This is a genomic window from Bacillus sp. MMSF_3328 (genome assembly GCF_030733525.1).
GTDB classification, from domain to species: Bacteria; Bacillota; Bacilli; order Bacillales; family Cytobacillaceae; genus Bacillus_AB; species Bacillus_AB infantis.
In genome coordinates this window covers 215,241-233,747 of record NZ_JASHIV010000006.1, presented here as the reverse complement: position 1 = coordinate 233,747, position 18,507 = coordinate 215,241, and the positions used below count along the sequence as shown (strand labels likewise).

General features: G+C 40.9%; 24 protein-coding genes and 1 pseudogene. 23 read left to right on the top strand and 2 right to left on the bottom strand.

The window, feature by feature from the left end; translation table 11 throughout:
• Positions 1-229: 229 nt before the first annotated feature.
• A complete protein-coding gene (locus RBB45_RS13120) occupies positions 230-706 on the top strand; it encodes an SRPBCC family protein (RefSeq protein ID WP_306009729.1) in 477 nt (158 codons plus the stop codon).
• A gap of 28 nt (positions 707-734) precedes the next feature.
• Here RBB45_RS13120 and RBB45_RS13115 read toward each other — a convergent pair whose 3' ends face one another.
• A complete protein-coding gene (locus RBB45_RS13115; RefSeq protein ID WP_306009728.1) occupies positions 735-1,148 on the bottom strand; it encodes a winged helix-turn-helix transcriptional regulator in 414 nt (137 codons plus the stop codon).
• Between the two features lie 117 nt (positions 1,149-1,265).
• On the opposite strand from RBB45_RS13115, the gene RBB45_RS13110 reads away from it, so the two are divergent.
• The 11 genes from RBB45_RS13110 (at position 1,266) to RBB45_RS13060 (ending at position 9,002) form a co-directional block, all read left to right on the top strand.
• Positions 1,266-1,847 carry an NAD(P)H-dependent oxidoreductase gene (locus tag RBB45_RS13110; protein WP_306009727.1) on the top strand — a complete coding sequence of 194 codons (582 nt, stop codon included), beginning with the start codon at positions 1,266-1,268 and terminating at the stop codon, positions 1,845-1,847.
• A 241-nt stretch (positions 1,848-2,088) separates the two neighbouring features.
• Positions 2,089-2,367, top strand: coding sequence for an ArsR/SmtB family transcription factor (locus tag RBB45_RS13105; RefSeq protein WP_306009743.1), 279 nt, complete (start codon positions 2,089-2,091; stop codon positions 2,365-2,367).
• A 154-nt stretch (positions 2,368-2,521) separates the two neighbouring features.
• Positions 2,522-2,908, top strand: a complete 387-nt coding sequence (locus RBB45_RS13100) for a VOC family protein (RefSeq protein WP_306009726.1) — start codon at positions 2,522-2,524, stop codon at positions 2,906-2,908.
• A gap of 286 nt (positions 2,909-3,194) precedes the next feature.
• Positions 3,195-3,887, top strand: coding sequence for a response regulator transcription factor (locus tag RBB45_RS13095; RefSeq protein WP_306009725.1), 693 nt, complete (start codon positions 3,195-3,197; stop codon positions 3,885-3,887).
• 97 nt (positions 3,888-3,984) lie between these two features.
• Complete coding sequence (locus RBB45_RS13090; protein WP_306009724.1) at positions 3,985-4,908, top strand: ABC transporter ATP-binding protein; 924 nt, start codon at positions 3,985-3,987, stop codon at positions 4,906-4,908.
• Positions 4,901-5,650 carry an ABC transporter permease gene (locus tag RBB45_RS13085; RefSeq protein WP_306009723.1) on the top strand — a complete coding sequence of 250 codons (750 nt, stop codon included), beginning with the start codon at positions 4,901-4,903 and terminating at the stop codon, positions 5,648-5,650. The genes RBB45_RS13090 and RBB45_RS13085 overlap by 8 nt, the downstream gene beginning before the upstream one ends.
• 21 nt (positions 5,651-5,671) lie before the next feature.
• A complete protein-coding gene (locus RBB45_RS13080) occupies positions 5,672-6,565 on the top strand; it encodes a sensor histidine kinase (RefSeq protein ID WP_306009722.1) in 894 nt (297 codons plus the stop codon).
• A 317-nt stretch (positions 6,566-6,882) separates the two neighbouring features.
• On the top strand, positions 6,883-7,158 hold the full coding sequence (locus RBB45_RS13075; RefSeq protein WP_306009721.1) for a hypothetical protein: 276 nt from the start codon (positions 6,883-6,885) through the stop codon (positions 7,156-7,158).
• Positions 7,159-7,797: 639 nt separating this feature from the next.
• A complete protein-coding gene (locus tag RBB45_RS13070; protein ID WP_009792042.1) occupies positions 7,798-7,995 on the top strand; it encodes a hypothetical protein in 198 nt (65 codons plus the stop codon).
• 60 nt (positions 7,996-8,055) lie between these two features.
• On the top strand, positions 8,056-8,475 hold the full coding sequence (locus RBB45_RS13065) for a hypothetical protein (RefSeq protein ID WP_306009720.1): 420 nt from the start codon (positions 8,056-8,058) through the stop codon (positions 8,473-8,475).
• 146 nt (positions 8,476-8,621) lie between these two features.
• Positions 8,622-9,002, top strand: a complete 381-nt coding sequence (locus RBB45_RS13060) for a hypothetical protein (protein WP_306009719.1) — start codon at positions 8,622-8,624, stop codon at positions 9,000-9,002.
• A gap of 140 nt (positions 9,003-9,142) precedes the next feature.
• Here the strand turns inward: RBB45_RS13060 and RBB45_RS13055 are convergent, their stop codons facing one another.
• Positions 9,143-10,039 carry an EamA family transporter gene (locus RBB45_RS13055; RefSeq protein ID WP_306009718.1) on the bottom strand — a complete coding sequence of 299 codons (897 nt, stop codon included), beginning with the start codon at positions 10,037-10,039 and terminating at the stop codon, positions 9,143-9,145.
• A 337-nt stretch (positions 10,040-10,376) separates the two neighbouring features.
• Here RBB45_RS13055 and RBB45_RS13050 point away from each other — a divergent pair, with 337 nt between their 5' ends.
• From RBB45_RS13050 to RBB45_RS13000, 11 genes and pseudogenes are all read left to right on the top strand, one after another.
• Positions 10,377-10,616, top strand: a complete 240-nt coding sequence (locus RBB45_RS13050; protein WP_009792038.1) for a hypothetical protein — start codon at positions 10,377-10,379, stop codon at positions 10,614-10,616.
• Positions 10,617-10,794: 178 nt separating this feature from the next.
• The gene (locus RBB45_RS13045) at positions 10,795-10,953 is read left to right on the top strand and encodes a hypothetical protein (protein ID WP_180827392.1); all 159 of its coding nucleotides are present in this window, start codon (positions 10,795-10,797) and stop codon (positions 10,951-10,953) included.
• Positions 10,954-11,106: 153 nt separating this feature from the next.
• Positions 11,107-11,490 carry a hypothetical protein gene (locus RBB45_RS13040; protein ID WP_306009717.1) on the top strand — a complete coding sequence of 128 codons (384 nt, stop codon included), beginning with the start codon at positions 11,107-11,109 and terminating at the stop codon, positions 11,488-11,490.
• Between the two features lie 300 nt (positions 11,491-11,790).
• A complete protein-coding gene (locus RBB45_RS13035) occupies positions 11,791-12,312 on the top strand; it encodes a hypothetical protein (RefSeq protein ID WP_101551353.1) in 522 nt (173 codons plus the stop codon).
• A gap of 312 nt (positions 12,313-12,624) precedes the next feature.
• Entirely contained in the window at positions 12,625-12,969 is a 345-nt protein-coding gene (locus RBB45_RS13030; protein WP_094769967.1) for an ArsR/SmtB family transcription factor, read from the top strand.
• Positions 12,970-12,986: 17 nt separating this feature from the next.
• Complete coding sequence (locus RBB45_RS13025; protein ID WP_306009716.1) at positions 12,987-14,282, top strand: arsenic transporter; 1,296 nt, start codon at positions 12,987-12,989, stop codon at positions 14,280-14,282.
• A gap of 28 nt (positions 14,283-14,310) precedes the next feature.
• Entirely contained in the window at positions 14,311-14,730 is a 420-nt protein-coding gene (gene arsC / locus RBB45_RS13020) for an arsenate reductase (thioredoxin) (RefSeq protein WP_009792031.1), read from the top strand.
• Positions 14,731-14,820: 90 nt separating this feature from the next.
• Positions 14,821-15,179: pseudogene (arsD, locus tag RBB45_RS13015) on the top strand (arsenite efflux transporter metallochaperone ArsD).
• A gap of 15 nt (positions 15,180-15,194) precedes the next feature.
• Entirely contained in the window at positions 15,195-16,967 is a 1,773-nt protein-coding gene (gene arsA, locus RBB45_RS13010) for an arsenical pump-driving ATPase (protein WP_306009715.1), read from the top strand.
• A gap of 13 nt (positions 16,968-16,980) precedes the next feature.
• Positions 16,981-17,928, top strand: coding sequence for a thioredoxin-disulfide reductase (gene trxB, locus RBB45_RS13005; protein WP_306009714.1), 948 nt, complete (start codon positions 16,981-16,983; stop codon positions 17,926-17,928).
• 14 nt (positions 17,929-17,942) lie between these two features.
• Positions 17,943-18,362 carry a protein-tyrosine phosphatase family protein gene (locus RBB45_RS13000; protein WP_094769965.1) on the top strand — a complete coding sequence of 140 codons (420 nt, stop codon included), beginning with the start codon at positions 17,943-17,945 and terminating at the stop codon, positions 18,360-18,362.
• Positions 18,363-18,507 lie beyond the last annotated feature (145 nt).

Here is an 18,507-nt window from a genome sequence, read left to right as displayed (position 1 = left end):
AAGCTTCAGTTATGGGATAATAGGTGTAAGCTTGTTAATTTCGAGATAATGCTAAAGGTAACTTTCTTTTGCAGGAAGTACAATAAAGGGGGAGGAACGTTGTCTCAGAACGGTAAGAGTATCCGCCGCAGGCAGAAGGTGCTTGGAGATTGAAGTGAGAAGCAATGGTTACAGCATTAGACGAAGAATAAAACTAACAGCTTTTAAAAATATATATGGAGGGACTAATATGAATGAATATGGCACACTGTATGAAACAAGTGGCCGCTATGCTTTAAGATTTAAACGTTATTTCCCTTATCGCCGCGAGGAGGTTTTCGCTGTCATCACGAAGCCCAGCGACTTCTCTCAATGGTACCCTTTCGCGACAGGAGTGATGGACCTGAGAACAGGTGGGAAGATTGCCTTTGATGACGGTGAAGGATCAACATATGAAGCGGTCATAACTGAATTTAAAGTACCCTATATCTTCGAATTCCGTGAAATGGATGATTTGGTGCAAATTTCACTGCTAGAAGAAGGTGAAGGATGTAAAATGATCTTCAGCCATGTTTTTGATGATAAGGAAATGGCAATGTATGTGGCTTCAGGATGGCACAGATGTCTGGATGTCCTTGGCCAGATTATCCACGGAAAACCAGTTGAATGGAAAGACAATGCAGTTGAGTTAAGAGAATATTATAAAGAAGCCTTTGCTTCCCATTAAATAGCAATTAAAACAGAAACGCTTGGATTTAAATATCCAAGCGTTTCTGTTTCGTATTTAATCTTAAACAGCCTAGATCTATAGCTTCGTGACGTCCTTTTTTTTTATCCAATTGTTCCTCTCCCCAATAGCAAATGGCGTCTAATACAGGAATCAGTGATAAACCCTTTTCAGATAAACTATATTCTACTTTTGGAGGCACTTGAGGATATTCTTTTCGATGAATTAGTTGATCGCCCTCAAGTTCCTTTAGTGTATTGGTTAATGTTTTAAAAGAAATATTGCCAAGCATCCGTTTCAACTGGTTATAGCGAATCGGGTTATTGTTTAAATATAAAGCATATAAAACGGTCATTTTGTATTTTCCACCAATTAAAGACAAAGTATATCCAAAACCAGTATTCTTCAAATCACCTTTAAATCCATAAGATTCTTGTTCCATTAAACACTCTCCTTTCGGTTAGTATCGCACTTAAATTACCGTACTTGTAGAAGGTTATAGCATACAATAAAATGAATGTACACCAAAATAAACCAAATGAGGGAGATGTGAACAGAAATGAAAACAATTATCTATGCACATCCATGGGAAGGAAGCTATAATCATGCAATCCTAACTTCTATCACAAAAGACTTAGAAGCTAAGAAAGAAACATTTCAAGTCATCGATCTTTATAAAGATGGGTTTAATCCCGTATTTACAGCTGAAGAATTGGCGCAATTTAGTAGAGGAGAAACACCTTATGAATTAGTTAAGGAATATCAAAAAAAATTAAGCCAGGCAACTGAGTTGATTTTTATATTTCCTGTCTGGTGGTGGGACTTACCTGCTATTTTAAAAGGATTTATTGATAAAGTGATGTTGAGCGGCTTCGCTTTCCTGGAGGATAAAACAACGGGTACTCTGAAAGGGTTATTGACAAATATAGAAAAAACAACTGTGATTTCAACTTCTACAACGGATAAAGATTATATTGAGTCTGAAGGAGGAAATGCTATTCAGGGAGTCTTTATTAACCGAACTTTAGCTGACCTGGGAATTAAAAATGAATACACTAAATGGATTCATTTTTCTGGAGTCAACTTAACAACAGATGAGAAGAGGAAACAGTTTTTAAGAGAAATAACCCAAGAAATTTAAAGTAGAGTGACTGAAAAGAGGAATGGAGTATCAATGGGGTAATAATAAGTAGTAACATCCAAGGCGATCTCTGAATGTTGGTACGATGAGGATTAATAAACTTTATTTGAAATATAATTGATATTTCTGTGATTGATAAAACCCTTGTATATGGCTTTAGCTTGCTATGCTGCTAAACTTCATGCAACTTTTTGGTTGCCTACTATTGACGCGCAACTTGATGGTTGCGTATAATCGAAATATGAAATGGGAAAGAGACGCAACCTTCAAAGCACTTGCTGACTCGACTCGGCGACTAATATTAGACGAACTATCCGAACGCAATGAGATGACGTTGTATGAACTTACATCCCGTCTTATCGTGGAACACAATCTTTCCATTTCTCGTCAAGGGATCGCTAAGCATCTCTCTGTATTGGAAGAGGCAGGCCTTTTAAAATCAATACGAAAGGGGAAATATCGAGTACTTAAGTTCGACAATGAACCACTTAAAGACTTGCTGAAAGGTTGGATTGAGTAATATACAAGAAATAAGAATAAATTAACAAAAATTTACGAAGTTTAGATAATGTGCTCGAATAGTTCAGTAAATGGCAATATAGAAATAAGATTTTTGAAGAACGTACGGCCAATTCACAACTAAATTGTGCATATCACCATAGGAGGATTAATATATGAAAATCATTGTTACCAGTTTATTTGTAGACGATCAAGATAAGGCACTAAATTTTTATTCAGAAACGCTTGGGTTTGTAAAAAAACATGACGTTCCAGTTGGTGAATTTAGATGGATTTCGCTAGTTTCTCCAGAAAACCAAGACGGTACTGAACTTATACTTGAACCCAATGACAATCCAGCTGCCAAAGATTATCAAAAGAAATTACTAGAGCAAGGTATTCCAGCAACAATGTTTGGAGTCACAGATGTTCAAAAAGAGTATGAAAGATTGTTGAGGCATGGTGTCAATTTTACAATGGAGCCGACAAAGATGGGTGACAATACAATAGCTGTTTTCGACGATAACTGTGGTAATCTTATTCAGATAATAGAGCATAAGTAAGAGCCAAGGGGACAGACCCCTTGGCTCTTTTTGTGGCTGGGCTGGGGACCTTGTCTCCTTTAATCTCTTTAGCCTGAGGGGGGAGGAAATCTCATAATATTCATTGGAAAGTGTTCCGCCTCTGACATAGTATTTACTATATAATGACGAAAAGCGTACCACAGAATAAGCCACTGAGCTTCCGGAACTTAGGGACAAAACATCTTCTTCCTCACAGCCTTCGGCCAACTTGACATTCCCCGCCATTCAATAAATGATAAGGTTAATAAATATAAGGATGATTACAATGAATGATACGGTACATATTTTGATTATCGAAGACGATGAGGACATTAATCGCCTGCTGTGCAATATTGTGAGCAAAAGCGGCTATTCGCCGAAGCCGGCTTATTCGGGAACGGAAGCATTGATTTACCTGGATTCCGGGAAGTGGGATATGATTCTGATTGATCTGATGCTCCCTGGATTATCCGGTGAAGAGCTCCTGAAAAAGGTGACGAATGAGAGCAATATCCCCGTGATCATCATTTCGGCGAAGCTTGAGACTCAGTCAAAGATCCATGCGTTAAGAGCCGGGGCTGATGATTACATAACCAAGCCTTTCGATATTGAAGAGGTTTCTGCCAGGATTGATTCATGCCTGAGAAGATATCGGGACCTGTCGGGTACGCCGGTAACGAATCAATTGACCTATAAGGATATTGTTGTGGATGTGGACGCTAAGACTGTGAGCGTGAATGGGATTCAGCTTAAATTGACGGCCAGGGAATATGATATATTGCTTCTGATGGTGTCGTCCCCTCATAAGGTTTTTTCCAAGGCGAATTTGTTCGAGAGCGTGTGGAATGAAAAATACCACGGAGATGAAAATACGATCAATGTCCATTTGAGCAATATCAGGGGCAAGCTGGCGAAAGCAAATAGTGATGAAGAGTATATTGAAACGGTCTGGGGAATGGGCTACAAGCTCAAATCTTAAGGTTTTCTTAAGGATTTGCTTAAGGGTTTCTTATGTTTTCCTTCTTATAGTATAAGAGTGTTCAAAGTTGAATAATGACGTAAGGAGGAAACTCTTCATGAATGACTATGTATTGACGACCAGCCAGCTGTCGAAGAAATATCAAAAGAATATGGCGCTCGATAAAGTGAGTGTAAAAATAAAAAAAGGCTCCATTTATGGTTTCATCGGACAGAATGGGGCAGGGAAATCCACGCTGATCCGGGTGATAACAGGACTTGCGTATCCAACCGCGGGGACATTTGAGTTATTTGGAAAAAACAATGAACCGGATATCATCGAGGCCAGAAAGAGAATCGGAACCATTATTGAAGGGCCGGCCTTATATCCTCAGATGACGGCCAAGGAAAACCTGGAAGCACACCGCCTTTTGAAAGGCATACCAGGCAAAGAATGCATCGACAAAACGCTTAAGTTGGTTGGTTTGCAGGATACAGGAAAAAAGAAAGCGAAGAATTTTTCTTTAGGAATGAAGCAGCGCCTCGGACTGGCGATTGCCTTACTCGGAGATCCTGAGTTTTTGATTTTGGATGAACCTATTAATGGGCTGGATCCTATGGGGGTTGTGGAAATCCGCGAACTGCTGAAAAAACTGAACAGGGAATATGGCATCACGATTTTGATTTCAAGCCATATTTTAAGCGAGCTGCATTTATTGGCCACTCATTATGGCATCATCCATAAAGGAGAGCTGCTGGAACAGTTATCTGCGAAAGAGCTTCAAGAAAAATGCCAGCAGTACTTGCATATCAAAGTAGATGATCCAAGCAAGGCGGCAACGATCATAGAAAGCAGGTTATCTGCGCCTGATTTTGAAGTGATGCCTGAAGGTACAATTAAACTGTTCGCCTCTGTTGATCTACCAGGAAAAGTTTCCAAAATGTTAACCGATGAAGGCTTGATCATCGAAGAGTTCATGCCGATGGGAGAAGATTTGGAGACATATTTCACCAATCGCATCGGGGGTGTCCAGCATGGGTAACTTAGTGAGAACAGAGTGGTATAAATTAAAGAAAGATCGATCATTCCGATTCCTGAGCTGGATGCTGCTTGCTGCAGCAGTGCTGTTTCCTCTTCTAGAATTCGACAATGGCGCTACAGGCCTGCCGGCAGTAAGTGATTTCTACCGGGAAAGCATTCTTGGGCCGCATGCCAATATAGTGAAGCTGATCCCCAGTATTCTCGCCGGTTTCTTTATTACGAGTGAATACTCCATGGGGACGATGAAAAGCATCGTATCTTCAGGAAAAAGCAGGCTGAGTATCTACTCTGCGAAGTTAATCGTGTTTTCCATTGGAGCGGTCATCATATCTTTGATTTTACCTGTTGTGATGACAGGGGCGAGTGCTGTCTATTTTGGATTTGACGGTATGCCTGACCTCTCCTATTATCTTCAAACCATAGGGCTGATTATTTTATACGGAGCGGCCTTTGCCTCCATCATGGCTATTTTTTCGATCCTGTTCACGGACAGCGGAAAAACGATAGGGTTTTTATTGCTATTCTTTATTTTTGCTGACTGGCCGCTGCAAATGCTGGCAGCCAAAGTGCCGTTTTTTGAACCGATACTCAATCATTCTGTTTTTAAGCTGATCTATGACATCAGCATCGTGAACAGCTTGAACAGCAGTGACTTGTTTTTCATAGTAGCGATTCCCATTCTGACGTTCCTGCTGTTTTGGGGAATAGGCGTCTATATTTTTAAACGAAAAGAAATCAAGTAACCAGAAAGCGGGTGAGGTCCAATGCTCTATCTGTTCATCATTGTCCTGATTGCATTCGCCATTGTCCTCACCCGTTTCTATCTGCTGAAAAAAGAAATCAAACGGACAGCCTGGCAGCTGCGGGAATTAAACCAAAATAAAACAGCCAAGAAGGTCGATATCAGCTATCATGACCGCCATTTTGAGGAGCTGGCAAAGGAAATCAATAACCAGATTGACCAGACGAAACAAGCAGAGGCAGTCAAGCGCTCAACGGAAAATGAGCTGAAACAGGCCATCTCTCATATCTCACATGATATCCGCACGCCGATGACCTCGATTCTGGGATATATTCAGTTTTTGGAATCCGATGAACTAAGCCCCGAGTTGAAAAAGGAATACATCGCAACGATAAAAAATAGTGCAGGAAGATTAAAAACCCTCCTGGAAGATTTTTTCGAGCTGTCGATCATCGAACAAACCGATTACCCGATGAAGCTGGAGAGGGTCAGATCCAATGACTTGATCGCAGACGCTTTATTAGGATTTTATGAGGAATTCAAAAAGAGAAACATAGAGCCGGACATCCATATTCCTGATCATGAAATCATGATCGATGCCGATGCATCTGCTGTTAAAAGAGTCGTGGAAAACCTAGTGGTCAACGCGATTCGGTACTCAACAGGGAATGTGTCCATCAGGCTTGAAGAAAGGGATGCAGCGGTTGTATTGAGAATTTCCAACACCGTCGACAAACTGAGTGAACAGGACGTACACCACATGTTCGACCGGTTCTATAAAGCCGACCAAACCCGGACAGGCAAAGGAACCGGCCTCGGACTGCCCATTGCCAAAAGCCTGATGGAAAAAATGAACGGCAAAATCTCAGCTGAACTAAAGGGGAATCAATTGACTATGGTTTGTGAATGGAAATAAGCCGAGGTAAGCCATGGGGACAGACCCCCTGGCTCTTTTTTTGTTTGGATCGGAGACCTGTCTCTGTTTGTCTCTTTAGCCTCAGGGAGGGAATCGATTATTTCGGGATAACAACCATTGCATTACGTGTAGACTCATTGCGCAGTTTATAAGTCAATTACAGAATTTTGTGTTAAAATATCCCAAATGGGTTTAGGGGGGAATTATTTTGAAGGCTCTTTGCTTTTCTTTTTATAACAATAATCCTTCTTACTGCTTGCCAATCTAAGACATTGTATTTTGAGGGCGCAAGTCAAAACTGGTATGGAAAAATCAGAGTGATACAGACAGAAGACACACAGGAACAAAACTTCACATTAAAGTATGAAGGGAGTAATCTAAAAAGTATTACAGGTAAAGAAATTAAATATCGTATTGAAGCAGAGTCTGGAATTACCGAGGGAATGGGAACTTTATCTAATGGCGGGGTTCTGCAAAGTCAGGATTTTGGAGATATGTGCAGTGGGTGTGCCTTTATCCAACAAAATACTGTGATTACAATGACTGTTGAATGGGATGAAGAAACCGAAAGTATCGAATTAAAGAAGGAATAACGCCTTGTATTTGTTTAATCCCTCTGTTCAATCAGCTGCCGCTGCGAGGCGGCTTTTTTTATAAAAAGCCGTGTGAGTCCACCACGAAAAACCATGCAAATAGATTATAATTAGAAGAAGCGACAGTGGTGTATTGCCCTGCTCATTTATTGAAGAAAAGGTGAGAATAGCTTGCAAGGAAAATATGTCACAAACCGTTCAATATCACTTCCCAGATTAGCAAAATATTATAGTTCCGGAATGTTAATTACATTCATAGGCTTTTTATTGAACGAATCTGGAGTAGTGGCTCATTTGACCTTCTCATTAAACACCTTCATCATTCTATTTCTTCTTTTACCCTGTTTCTATACTTACATTATGGTTTTCAGTGATTTCAATGAAGCCGCCTCCCGCGTGAAATTGATCCTTGGTGTAGTGACAATGATCGGAGTAGTAATGGGCCTGTTTGTCTGTGGTTTTCTTTTTGGAGTGGAAGCTGAATGGTTCAGATAAGATGATTAATCATGTAAAGGTATTGGGGAATAGTTTACTTTTAAGCTGATCGATGAAATTTTGAGGAATATATAGCTAATTATAATCAAAGCAGAAATAATAAACCAACTGGTCAGCACTCTTAAAAATTGGGGGGAGAGAAATATGCTTATTGTGGCAGGATGGTATGTTGGCTGGTTTTTGATGCCCATATTGTGCATTGTGTTTTGTTTGAATTTAGTCTCTATATTGAAAAAGGTGAAGAGCGGCGAAAAAACAGCAATCAATACAGTATTGCTGACAATATCTTTTACACTTATCATGTGGACCATTGCCGTACTGGCTTCAGCAAGTATGTATTAAGATTATTACTTGCAGATCATGCGGTCCGGGAAGATAAGCTCAATAGCGATTGGAGGATTAATGGAAAACTTAATAGATTTACAACAAAGTTATAAACAAAACCAATTTTCTATTGAAATAAGGGATTATATTAGTGCTGTTGAACACAGTTTTGTTGTACATTGTGAATCTTTATTAAATGAGTTTAAGCCTTGTTTTGAAAAGAAAAACCAAAGAATTCTCATTGAGGTATTGAAAGATGGTGTAGATAAATTTCTGCCTGGTTATATCTCTTATGTTTTTATAGAAATTGAATCCCACTTAGGAAGACATAAGATTCAATTAAGAATTCCTATATGGAGTTGCCAAAGAACAATTTTAGGAATTCCAATTGCCAAAAAGGTTCCTGGCAGTAAAGTAACAGGAACTTTAAATACATTAAAAAATGCCGAAAGTGTCCTTCGGGAATTTATTCAAGACAACCTGGAAAAGGGGAGTTAAATTCCTTTATTAAGCTGCGAAATCAAACAGCTTTTTTTCTTTTTATAAAAGGGGAAGGATAGTGAAAATAGTTATGAAACTTATTTTATCGAAAAACGTCTATTCTATAAGGTTATAACAAAGTAGCATGATTAATGGAGGTATATATGAGGGGCTTATTTATTAGCTTTGCAATCATCTTGTTAGTTTCTTGTGATAACCAATCCTTAGCAACAGTTGTTGATGATTATGATGTTAGTAAATTAAGCATTGATTTTGGTAATGAAAAGGCATACGAGATAGGAGCTAATGCTGAAGGAATGCCGATTTTTAAAGATTCTAAAAAAGCATTAGAACAGGCAAAGCTGGACTACAAGGAAGCCTTTGCAGCAGCAGCTAAGGAGTTTGATCTAGAACCCGTTAGTGATAGTAACTATAAAGAATACAAACAATATGGGTGGCAATTATCTGTGGGGGATAAAGATGTTCAAGAACAAGGTGTGGGATTATCGAAGTTTTTTGATATATATGAAAATAGTTTTGAATAAAAGTTAATATTAGGCTGTCATAAGGCTGAGTTTTTGGAGCCAGGGGGTCAGGTCCCATGGCTCTTTTAGAAATTGGGCCAAGGGGTCTGTCCCCATGGCCCGGTATTCATTATAAGGAGAACTCTAAATCACGAAATGGATTAGGATTGTATAGACACAGCTTCTATTCGATCTTTAGGTTTTAAATTGCCTGCGACAATGCCAATTAATATGATGACAACTCCCAGCCATTGTGAAAAGCTTACAAATTCAGCTAATATAAGTGCCGATAATGTTACAGCTACTGGAAGCTCCGAAGCAGTCAAAATCGTGCCAAGTCCTGGGCCTATATGGGGCATGCCAATTGAAAATAAAAGTGGTGGTAAGGCAACACCAAACAAGCCGAGTAATAAACCATACGGGGCGACGCCCATTAAGACAGGTAAATCAACTAGAAACATTGGTGGATATACTAAAAGTACGACAATTAAACCACCAGTAGATAGGAAAGCACTTTTCAGGACAGGCGGAGTATCTTTTCCGACTGAACTGCTGAGAAATATAAAAGTTGTAAACGTTAAAGCCGAAAGCAGCCCCCAAGCAGACCCATGCAAGGAGAGAGCAACTTCATTTTTTGCAAGTAAGCCCGCAGCTAGAAATGAGCCTATAATAAGAATGCCAATTGAGATGATTTTCCCTTTTGTTGGTTTTTTCTTATGAAAGACCCACTCGAAAAGCGTACCAATCCATACAAATTGAAATAAAAAAATGATGGCTAGTGAAGCATTGAGTGTCTGCAGCGCCTGATAATAAAACACACCTGTCAAACCAAACGGAATTCCAGATAATAGTAATTTGTAAGTTTGTTTTAAAGAAATTTTTTGTTTTTTTCTAAACATAACTAGCACCCAGGTAAGTAAGACCCCAAATAAATATTGGGCACCCGTTACCTCTGTTACCGAATAATTTGCTGCATAAGCAAGCTTCACAAATGTAGACAACACCCCATAGCAGCATCCACCTAGAAAAACGATTAGTACATAATGCCAAGTTTTCATTTACTCTGCCCCTTTCTTTACATAAAAAAGCCACACAACCGTCAACTGACAATTGTGTGGCGAAAATAGAGCTAGCTCTAGAAAAATCCACGTCCTAAATTGGTTTTATTATTCAATTCTTCAAAAAGTATAAGAGTAAGGGTGCCTATTGTCAACGGGTATTTTGGGTGACACTCTCTAGGAATACTGAAGGTTATTTGTACTAAAAGGTGCTTTAAAATCCAGCTGTCAATAAGGCAGCTGAATCTTATTTAACTAATGGGAGAGTAGTTCAATAGGATTTCGCTCCCCACCTTGCTAAAAAACTGTATAATTTAGTAAAAGGGGGAGGGAGTTTATGAGAGACATACTAGGTTATTTCCTTATAGCTCAAGCCATTCTCACAGGCGTTATTGTTTATTCAATAAATAGTTTATCTGATTCTATCAAGGCATCTGCTGCTTACGTTGCAACAACAGATAGAGATAAGCAATTAAGCTGGGGCTCTGATCTAGGGATGCCTGCAATTGCGTTATTTTTGCTAATAGCAGTTGCAGGCTTGGGTATTTTTTTGGTTGTAAATAAAAAGGGAAACTGAAATAGAAGAGTGTATTATTCACTAAGGAAAATGCACTTTTTCTACGTTCCTTACTAAACTAATGGGTGATTGATCCAAGAAGGATTATCGCCTTTTTTGCTGAAAATTACTTAATGGCTAAAACATCTATTTGCTCACGCTGTACCAGGAGATATGATTTTAAAGGGGAGATTAAACAGTGGAAGGAGAAAAACAAAAGAAAGTCCAAAACTTATATAGAAGGATAAAACACCAGAATAGAGCAGATAAAAAAGGCAATGAAATAGGAAGATTTGGAATCCTAGTTATTCTGCTATGGCTCTTACTTCTTGTATTGAATGCCCTTTTTGATATATAAAATAAGATTGGAATTTGGAGCTCACAAGAATGTAAACGTGATATTAAGAAGATCCAGCTGTCATTAGGTGGTCGTTCTTTGCGAGGAAGGGACAGCTTAGTTGAAGAAGAATACAATAATATATCGTGATTTAAACTAACAAAGGGTGATGAGATGAAAAAGGTGCGGTATATACTTGGCATATTAATAATAACTATTGTTGTGTTCATTTTTGCAGGTAAATTACACTACCCCTCTCTTCCAGTTGAGGATGTATCAGCAAATGAAGCTATTGATAAACTAAAAGAATCGGATAGTAAGATAACTGAAATTTCAGTAGATGGGGACTTTCTTTGGTATATCACACGTAGTGAGGATAAAGGTATTTCAATCGCTGATGAATATACTAAACAAATGGTTGCCTCATATGGATGGGAATTTAAAGAAAAAGATGGTGCCGGCCTGTTCTTTGAAAAAGAAGGTAAGAGGCTAATTGCCACCACTCAAATGTGGACTGAAAATTATGTACTCGTAAAAATTCCTAGTGATTTTAAATGAACTTGAGGAGCCAGGGGGTCAGGTCCCATGGCTCTTTTTGAAATTGGCCAAGGGGTCTGTCCCCATGGCTCTTTTTGAAATTGGGCCAGGGGGTCTGTCCCCATGGCTTTTTTTTGAAATTGGGCCAAGGGGTCTGTCCCCCTGGCTTTCTTTTTTGAAATTGGGCCAGGGGGTCTGTCCCCATGGCTTTTTAAGAATTATTTAAGAACTACATAAGGATTCATTTAGAATTGCTCCTTATAATGAGTGCATATTAGCCGATAAGGCTATAAAAACTTATGATTAGAAGGAGTTTTTTGCATGGCAAAGAAAGTAGGGTATTATACGGTTTTATCCCACCTTTGGATTCAGTGGATCATTTTGGGGAGCATTTTACTTAATACGTTTATGGTGTATCCAAATATTTTTCATAACGTACCATTTTCATTGGAGCAGTCCATGGACTGGATGGCAGTTGCTAGTCCACATACTTATTTTCCGCCTTTGGGCTTTGTAAGTATACTGACCGGCGTTTTGGCAGGAATTTTTGTGTGGAAAGTGAAATCTGCAAGAAAGTGGGTGCTCCTCAGCCTGCTGGCAATCATATTAGAAGGGGCAGCTTCCATTCTTTTTGAATGGCCACGGAATGAAATCATGTTTATTGAAGGTGCTGACCTCCATTCTATAGAATTCCTTAAGCAAACGGTGAAGGAATTTAAAATCGTCCATTGGTTTAGGGTTATATGTAATATTCTTGGATCACTGTTCATCTTCACAGGGTTTATTAAGCTTGATCGATTCTTGACAGCAGATAAAGGCTATCAAGGGGAAGTTAGTAATTAAGAATATCGAGATGTTGTTTCTGTCTATTGTAATTTTAAACTATAGGTGCGATGTCCAAAAACAGCTGCCAATTCTAGGCGGCTTTTTTTTCGTGATTAAAATTAATAAAGGGTGATGAGATGGGATATTCCCAGACCCCAAAAGAATAAGCTTCAGAAAAAAGGCGACGAAGAAGTACAAAAAGTATTATGAATGAACAACCTGAAAAGGAACATATTAAAATTAAGTAAAGTTTTAAAAAAAATCAAAACCTGTTGCATATATAAGTGAATTATTATATATTGATATCGTAAAGCGGGAGGTGAATAGACGTTGAAAGTGTCCACAGTTGAAGTTGAAAAAGCTGCCAGCATCTTAAAATTATTGGGTGATAAAACGCGGTTAACTATGCTGAAGATCCTGGATAATAATGATTGCTGCGTTTGTGAATTTGTTGAGATTTTTAAAATGAGCCAGCCTGCCATCAGCCAGCATATCCGAAAGCTAAAGGATGCAGATGTGGTAAGGGAGGCCAGGAGAGGCCAGTGGATCATTTATTCTCTGAACAAAGCGAGCGGCTACTACCCGCTGGTGAAGGATGTACTGGATCACCTTCCGAGTCAGGATTATAAATTGAAAGAACTTGAAGAACAGGGATTAAGAATTTCTTGTGAGTAAGAGGGGGGTAGCATGTTTTGACTCAAATAATTTTGGCATCATTGATATTTTTGGCAACCCTCATATTGGTAATATGGCAGCCGAAAGGATTATCGATTGGCTGGTCTGCATGTGGGGGCGCTATTCTTGCCTTGATTGTAGGAGTAGTTGACTTCAATGATGTGATTGATGTGACATCCATTGTCTGGAATGCAACGCTTGCTTTCATTGCGATCATTATTATTTCGCTGATTCTGGACGAAATTGGATTTTTTGAATGGGCAGCTCTGCATATGGCAAGAGCAGCAAAAGGAAGCGGAGTAAGAATGTTTGTTTATGTTTCCATTTTGGGTGCTTTGGTTGCAGCATTTTTCGCTAATGACGGAGCCGCATTGATTCTGACACCCATTGTTCTTGCAATGGTCAGAAACTTGAAGTTTGATGAAAAAATGGTTTTTCCTTTCATCATTGCGAGCGGATTTATTGCCGATACAACATCATTGCCGCTGGTAGTCAGCAACCTTGTTAATATCGTTTCGGCTGACTTTTTTGGAATCGGGTTTGTGGAGTTTGCATCCAGAATGATTATTCCAAACTTCTTTTCACTCGCAGCAAGCATCATTGTCCTGTACTTATACTTTAGAAAAAGCATACCGAAGAACTATGATTTATCCCATCTGAAGGAACCTTCTGCAGCGGTTAAGGACAGCAAGATGTTCCGGCTGTCATGGCTTGTACTGGGAATCTTGTTAATTGGCTACTTTGCAAGTGAATTTATTGGATTGCCTGTTTCAATCATTGCCGGTGTCGTTGCCATCTTCTTCTTATTAATGGCACGCAGGAGTTCAGCCGTGAATACCCGCACAGTCATTAAAGGGGCACCTTGGGCAATTGTGTTTTTCTCCATTGGAATGTATGTAGTGGTATACGGGCTGAGAAACGTGGGCCTTACCAATGTGCTGGCCGATGTGATTCAAATGACAGCTGACCAGGGGCTGTTTGCGGCAACCATCGGGATGGGCTTCATTGCAGCCATTCTTTCATCTGTGATGAATAATATGCCAACCGTTATGATTGACGCACTGGCCATTGCTGACACGGATACCAGTGGAGTGATCCGGGAAGCATTGATTTATGCCAATGTCATTGGATCTGATCTGGGGCCGAAGATTACACCTATCGGATCTCTGGCAACCCTGCTGTGGCTGCATGTATTGTCTCTAAAAGGAGTAAAAATCTCCTGGGGAACCTATTTCAAGACTGGAATTGTTCTAACCATTCCAACATTGTTCATCACATTAGTTGGGTTATATATTTGGTTGCTGATCATCTAAAAAACTTACCTAAAAGGAGAATCTCAACATGACTAAAAAAACAATCTACTTTCTATGCACAGGAAACTCTTGCCGCAGCCAAATGGCAGAAGGATGGGCTAAGCAGCATTTGAGTGATGAGTGGAATGTATACAGTGCAGGAATTGAAGCACATGGTTTAAATCCTAATGCTGTAAAGGCCATGAAGGAAGCAGGCATCGACATCTCCAATCAGACTTCTGATATCATTGACACTGAAATTTTAAACAATGCGGACCTGGTTGTAACACTTTGCGGTGATGCAGCTGACAAGTGCCCGATGACTCCTCCTCATGTAAAACGCGAACACTGGGGATTTGACGATCCAGCCAAAGCGGAAGGAACAGAAGAAGAAAAATGGGCCTTCTTCCAGCGTGTACGCGACGAAATCGGCGACCGCATCAAAACGTTTGCCGAAACTGGCAAGTAAAAGAAAATAGCCAAGAGAAATTACTCTCTTGGCTAGCTTTTTGCCTTTCATATAAGCATATGCTTATTTCATTTTAAAGGAGAGAGTCTCATGACAAAAGTGGAAATTTTTGATCCGGCTCTATGCTGCCCTACCGGGGTGTGCGGACCGAGTGTGGATCCGGAACTGACCAGAATGGCTTCCGCCGTATTTTTGCTGGAAAAAAAGGGTTTGACATTAAACGATATAATTTGGCAAATGAACCTGCTGTGTTTGCGGACAATAAAGAAATCTGCAAGGTTCTTCATGAAAAGGGGCCAGAAGCCCTGCCGGTCACGCTGGTGGACGGATCAGTTGCCAAGGCGGGCAGATACCCCTCTAACGAAGAATTGTCTCAATGGTTCGGAGTGGATGCTGACTCACTGGCTGAGAAAAAGCCCAGCGTTAAATTCAAGATCGACCTGAAATAGGAAGGAGGAATAAGCATGTTTCAACCATTTGATGCAAGAGCAGTTGCGAACACTAAATTCCTTTTCTTTACAGGTAAAGGCGGGGTGGGCAAAACCTCAGCCGCTTGCGCTTCTGCTGTCAAGCTGGCTGATGAAGGAGAAAAGGTCCTGCTCGTCAGTACAGATCCTGCATCGAATTTGCAGGATGTGTTAGAGGTTGCTTTAACAAATACACCCATGCCCATTCCCGGAGTTTCCAATCTTTCAGCATGTAATCTTGACCCGGAGGAGGCTGCACGTGCCTATCGCGAAAAAACAATCGGGCCTTATCGCGGCAAGCTTCCGGATTCAGTCGTAAATACAATGGAAGAACAGATGTCAGGTGCCTGTACAGTCGAGATTGCCGCGTTTGATGAATTCACCAGCTTGCTTTCGGATGCTTCAGTTGTAGAAGCTTACGACCACATCATTTTTGATACAGCACCAACAGGGCATACCCTTCGCCTGCTTCAGCTGCCAACAGCCTGGAGCGGCTTTTTGGAGGAAAGTACACATGGTGCCTCATGTCTGGGTCCTTTATCTGGACTCGCGGAGAAGAAGCAGATTTACTCCGTAACCATGGAAGCACTGGCCAATCCCGGCCTCACCACACTGATTCTGGTGTCAAGACCGGATGAATCATCTTTGCTGGAAGCGAGCCGTGCTTCCAAGGAATTAAAAGAGATTGGGATCAAGAACCAAAGTCTGATTATCAATGGGTTCATGCAGTCGCATATTCCTGATGATGAGGTTTCAGCATCATTTTTCCAGCGTCAGCGGAGTGCATTAAAAAGGATGCCGGATGAATTGAAGCAAGTGGCTGCTTATTCTATTCCGTTTGTATCATATTCCCTTACAGGGCTTAACAATCTGCGCTACCTATTTAAGCAGTTTACTCTTCCGCAGACAGAATTGGCTATTGATCAAAAGTTCTTCAATTTGCCTGGATTAAGTGAGGTCATTAAAGACTTTTCTACAAGGGGCACCCGGGTCATTTTCACCATGGGCAAGGGCGGAGTTGGCAAAACCACAATGGCATCTGCCATTGCAGTTGGGTTAGTGGAAAAAGGTCATCATGTGCATTTGACCACCACTGATCCTGCTGCGCATCTTGAATTTGTTTTTCAAAACAGCCAGTTGAATCAAAAATTGACTATCAGCCGGATTGATCCGAAAAAAGAAGTTGAGGCCTATAAATCCCAGGTACTGTCCAATGTAAGGGATGATTTGGATGATGAGTCTCTTGCTTTTATAGAAGAGGACTTAAATTCCCCATGTACTGAAGAAATTGCCGTATTCAGAGCATTCGCAGAAGTTGTAGCAAAATCGGAGAATGAAGTAGTGGTCATTGATACTGCTCCATCAGGACATACCCTTCTGCTGTTGGACGCAGCACAGTCGTTTCATAAAGAACTTGCACGCTCTGCGGGTGATATACCTGAAAGTGTCCAAATGCTTCTTCCAAGGTTAAGAAACCCAAAGGAGACGGGTGTCGTCATTGTGACCTTGGCTGAGGCCACTCCTGTGCTGGAAGCTGGCAGACTGCAGGAAGACTTGAAGCGTGCAGATATCACACCTGAGTGGTGGGTGATTAACCAAAGTCTGTATGCGACAGAAACAAAGGATCCTGTTCTAAACGGAAGGTCAGGTGCCGAATTCAGCTGGATTGAAAAGGTGGCAGATGAGCTGAGCGAGAAATGCGCCATTGTACCGGTTCAGGGAGAAGCAGGCACTGGATATCAGGAATTAAAGAAGTTCATCAACCACTAATGGAGGGATTAGGATGGAAAAAGTCGTTATTTTAGGGACCGGTCCAGCTGGATTGACAGCTGCTATCTATTTAGCTCGTGCAAATATGGAGCCGCTGGTAATTGAAGGCACACAGCCAGGAGGCCAATTGACATTAACAACCGAAGTGGAAAATTTTCCGGGGTTTGCAGGTGGAGTAATGGGCCCGCAATTAATGGACAATATGAGAAAACAGGCAGAAAGATTTGGAGCCAGGTTTAAAAGGGGATGGGTTACTGAAACCGACCTCTCGCAAAAGCCATTTATACTAAATGTGAGCGGTTTGGGAGAAATAAAGACAGAAGCGCTGATTCTTTCAACCGGTGCATCTGCCAAGCTTCTGGGTATTCCTGGTGAATTAGAAAATATCGGACGGGGAGTCAGCACATGTGCTACTTGTGACGGATTCTTCTATCGCGGCAAGAAAGTAATAATTGTTGGAGGCGGAGATTCGGCTATGGAAGAAGCAAGCTTCCTAACGAAATTTGCTTCCGAAGTGACCATTGTTCACCGGCGTGACGAACTCAGGGCCTCAAAAATTATGCAGGACCGCGCGAAAGAGAATCCAAAAATATCCTGGGCGCTTAACAACACACCGATTGAAGCGGTATCAGATGGAATGAAAGTAACAGGCTTAAAAGTCCGCAACAATGAGACGGGTAAAGAAGAAGTAATTGAAACAGACGGAATCTTCGTGGCGATTGGACATACACCAAACACAGCATTTCTCAACGGGCAAATCGAAACAGACGAAACAGGCTATATTAATGTTATCCCTGGTACGGCAGAAACCAATATCCCTGGCATTTTTGCCTGCGGGGATGTACAGGACAAGAGATATCGCCAGGCAATTACAGCTGCAGGGACAGGATGCATGGCAGCACTTGATGCCGAACGATATCTGGAAGGAACGGCAACACATGATTGGAGCAAATCATTATAAAAGGCGGGAACAGCATGACAAAAAATTATCATGAACTAATAAAAGATCGCATTTACATTGGCGGAGCAGATGATGTAGAAGAAATGATGAAAAATGAAAAAGCAGATGTGATTTTCGATCTTCGGGCAGAGGCTCCAGAAGCGGACTATGAGCGGATTCACAGCCCGATTGTAGATGATGCTGAGCAGCAGGATGAATCAATTAAACAGTCTGTGGAGCATGTGGTAAATGCCTATAATAGAGGGGAAAAAGTATACTTCCACTGTGCAGGCGGAAGCAATCGTACAGGAACCGTTGCGATCGGTACATTACTCTCTTTGGGGAAAGCAAAGACGATCGGGGAAGCAGAAGAAATGGCGAAGGCCGCCCGGCCAAAAATCAATGTGAAGCCAGAGATGAAAGCATCCCTTCAGCGCCTTTTCCCTAATGCTTAATGTAGCCAGGGGGTCTGTCCCCTTGGCTCTTTTTTGAAGCCAGGGGGACAGACCCCTTGGCTCTTTTTGCTTTTTCCTGCAGCTCTAAACACCCTCGGTGAGAGACAAATATTACAAAAGTAGAGACACTCTTATTCCTGAAGCT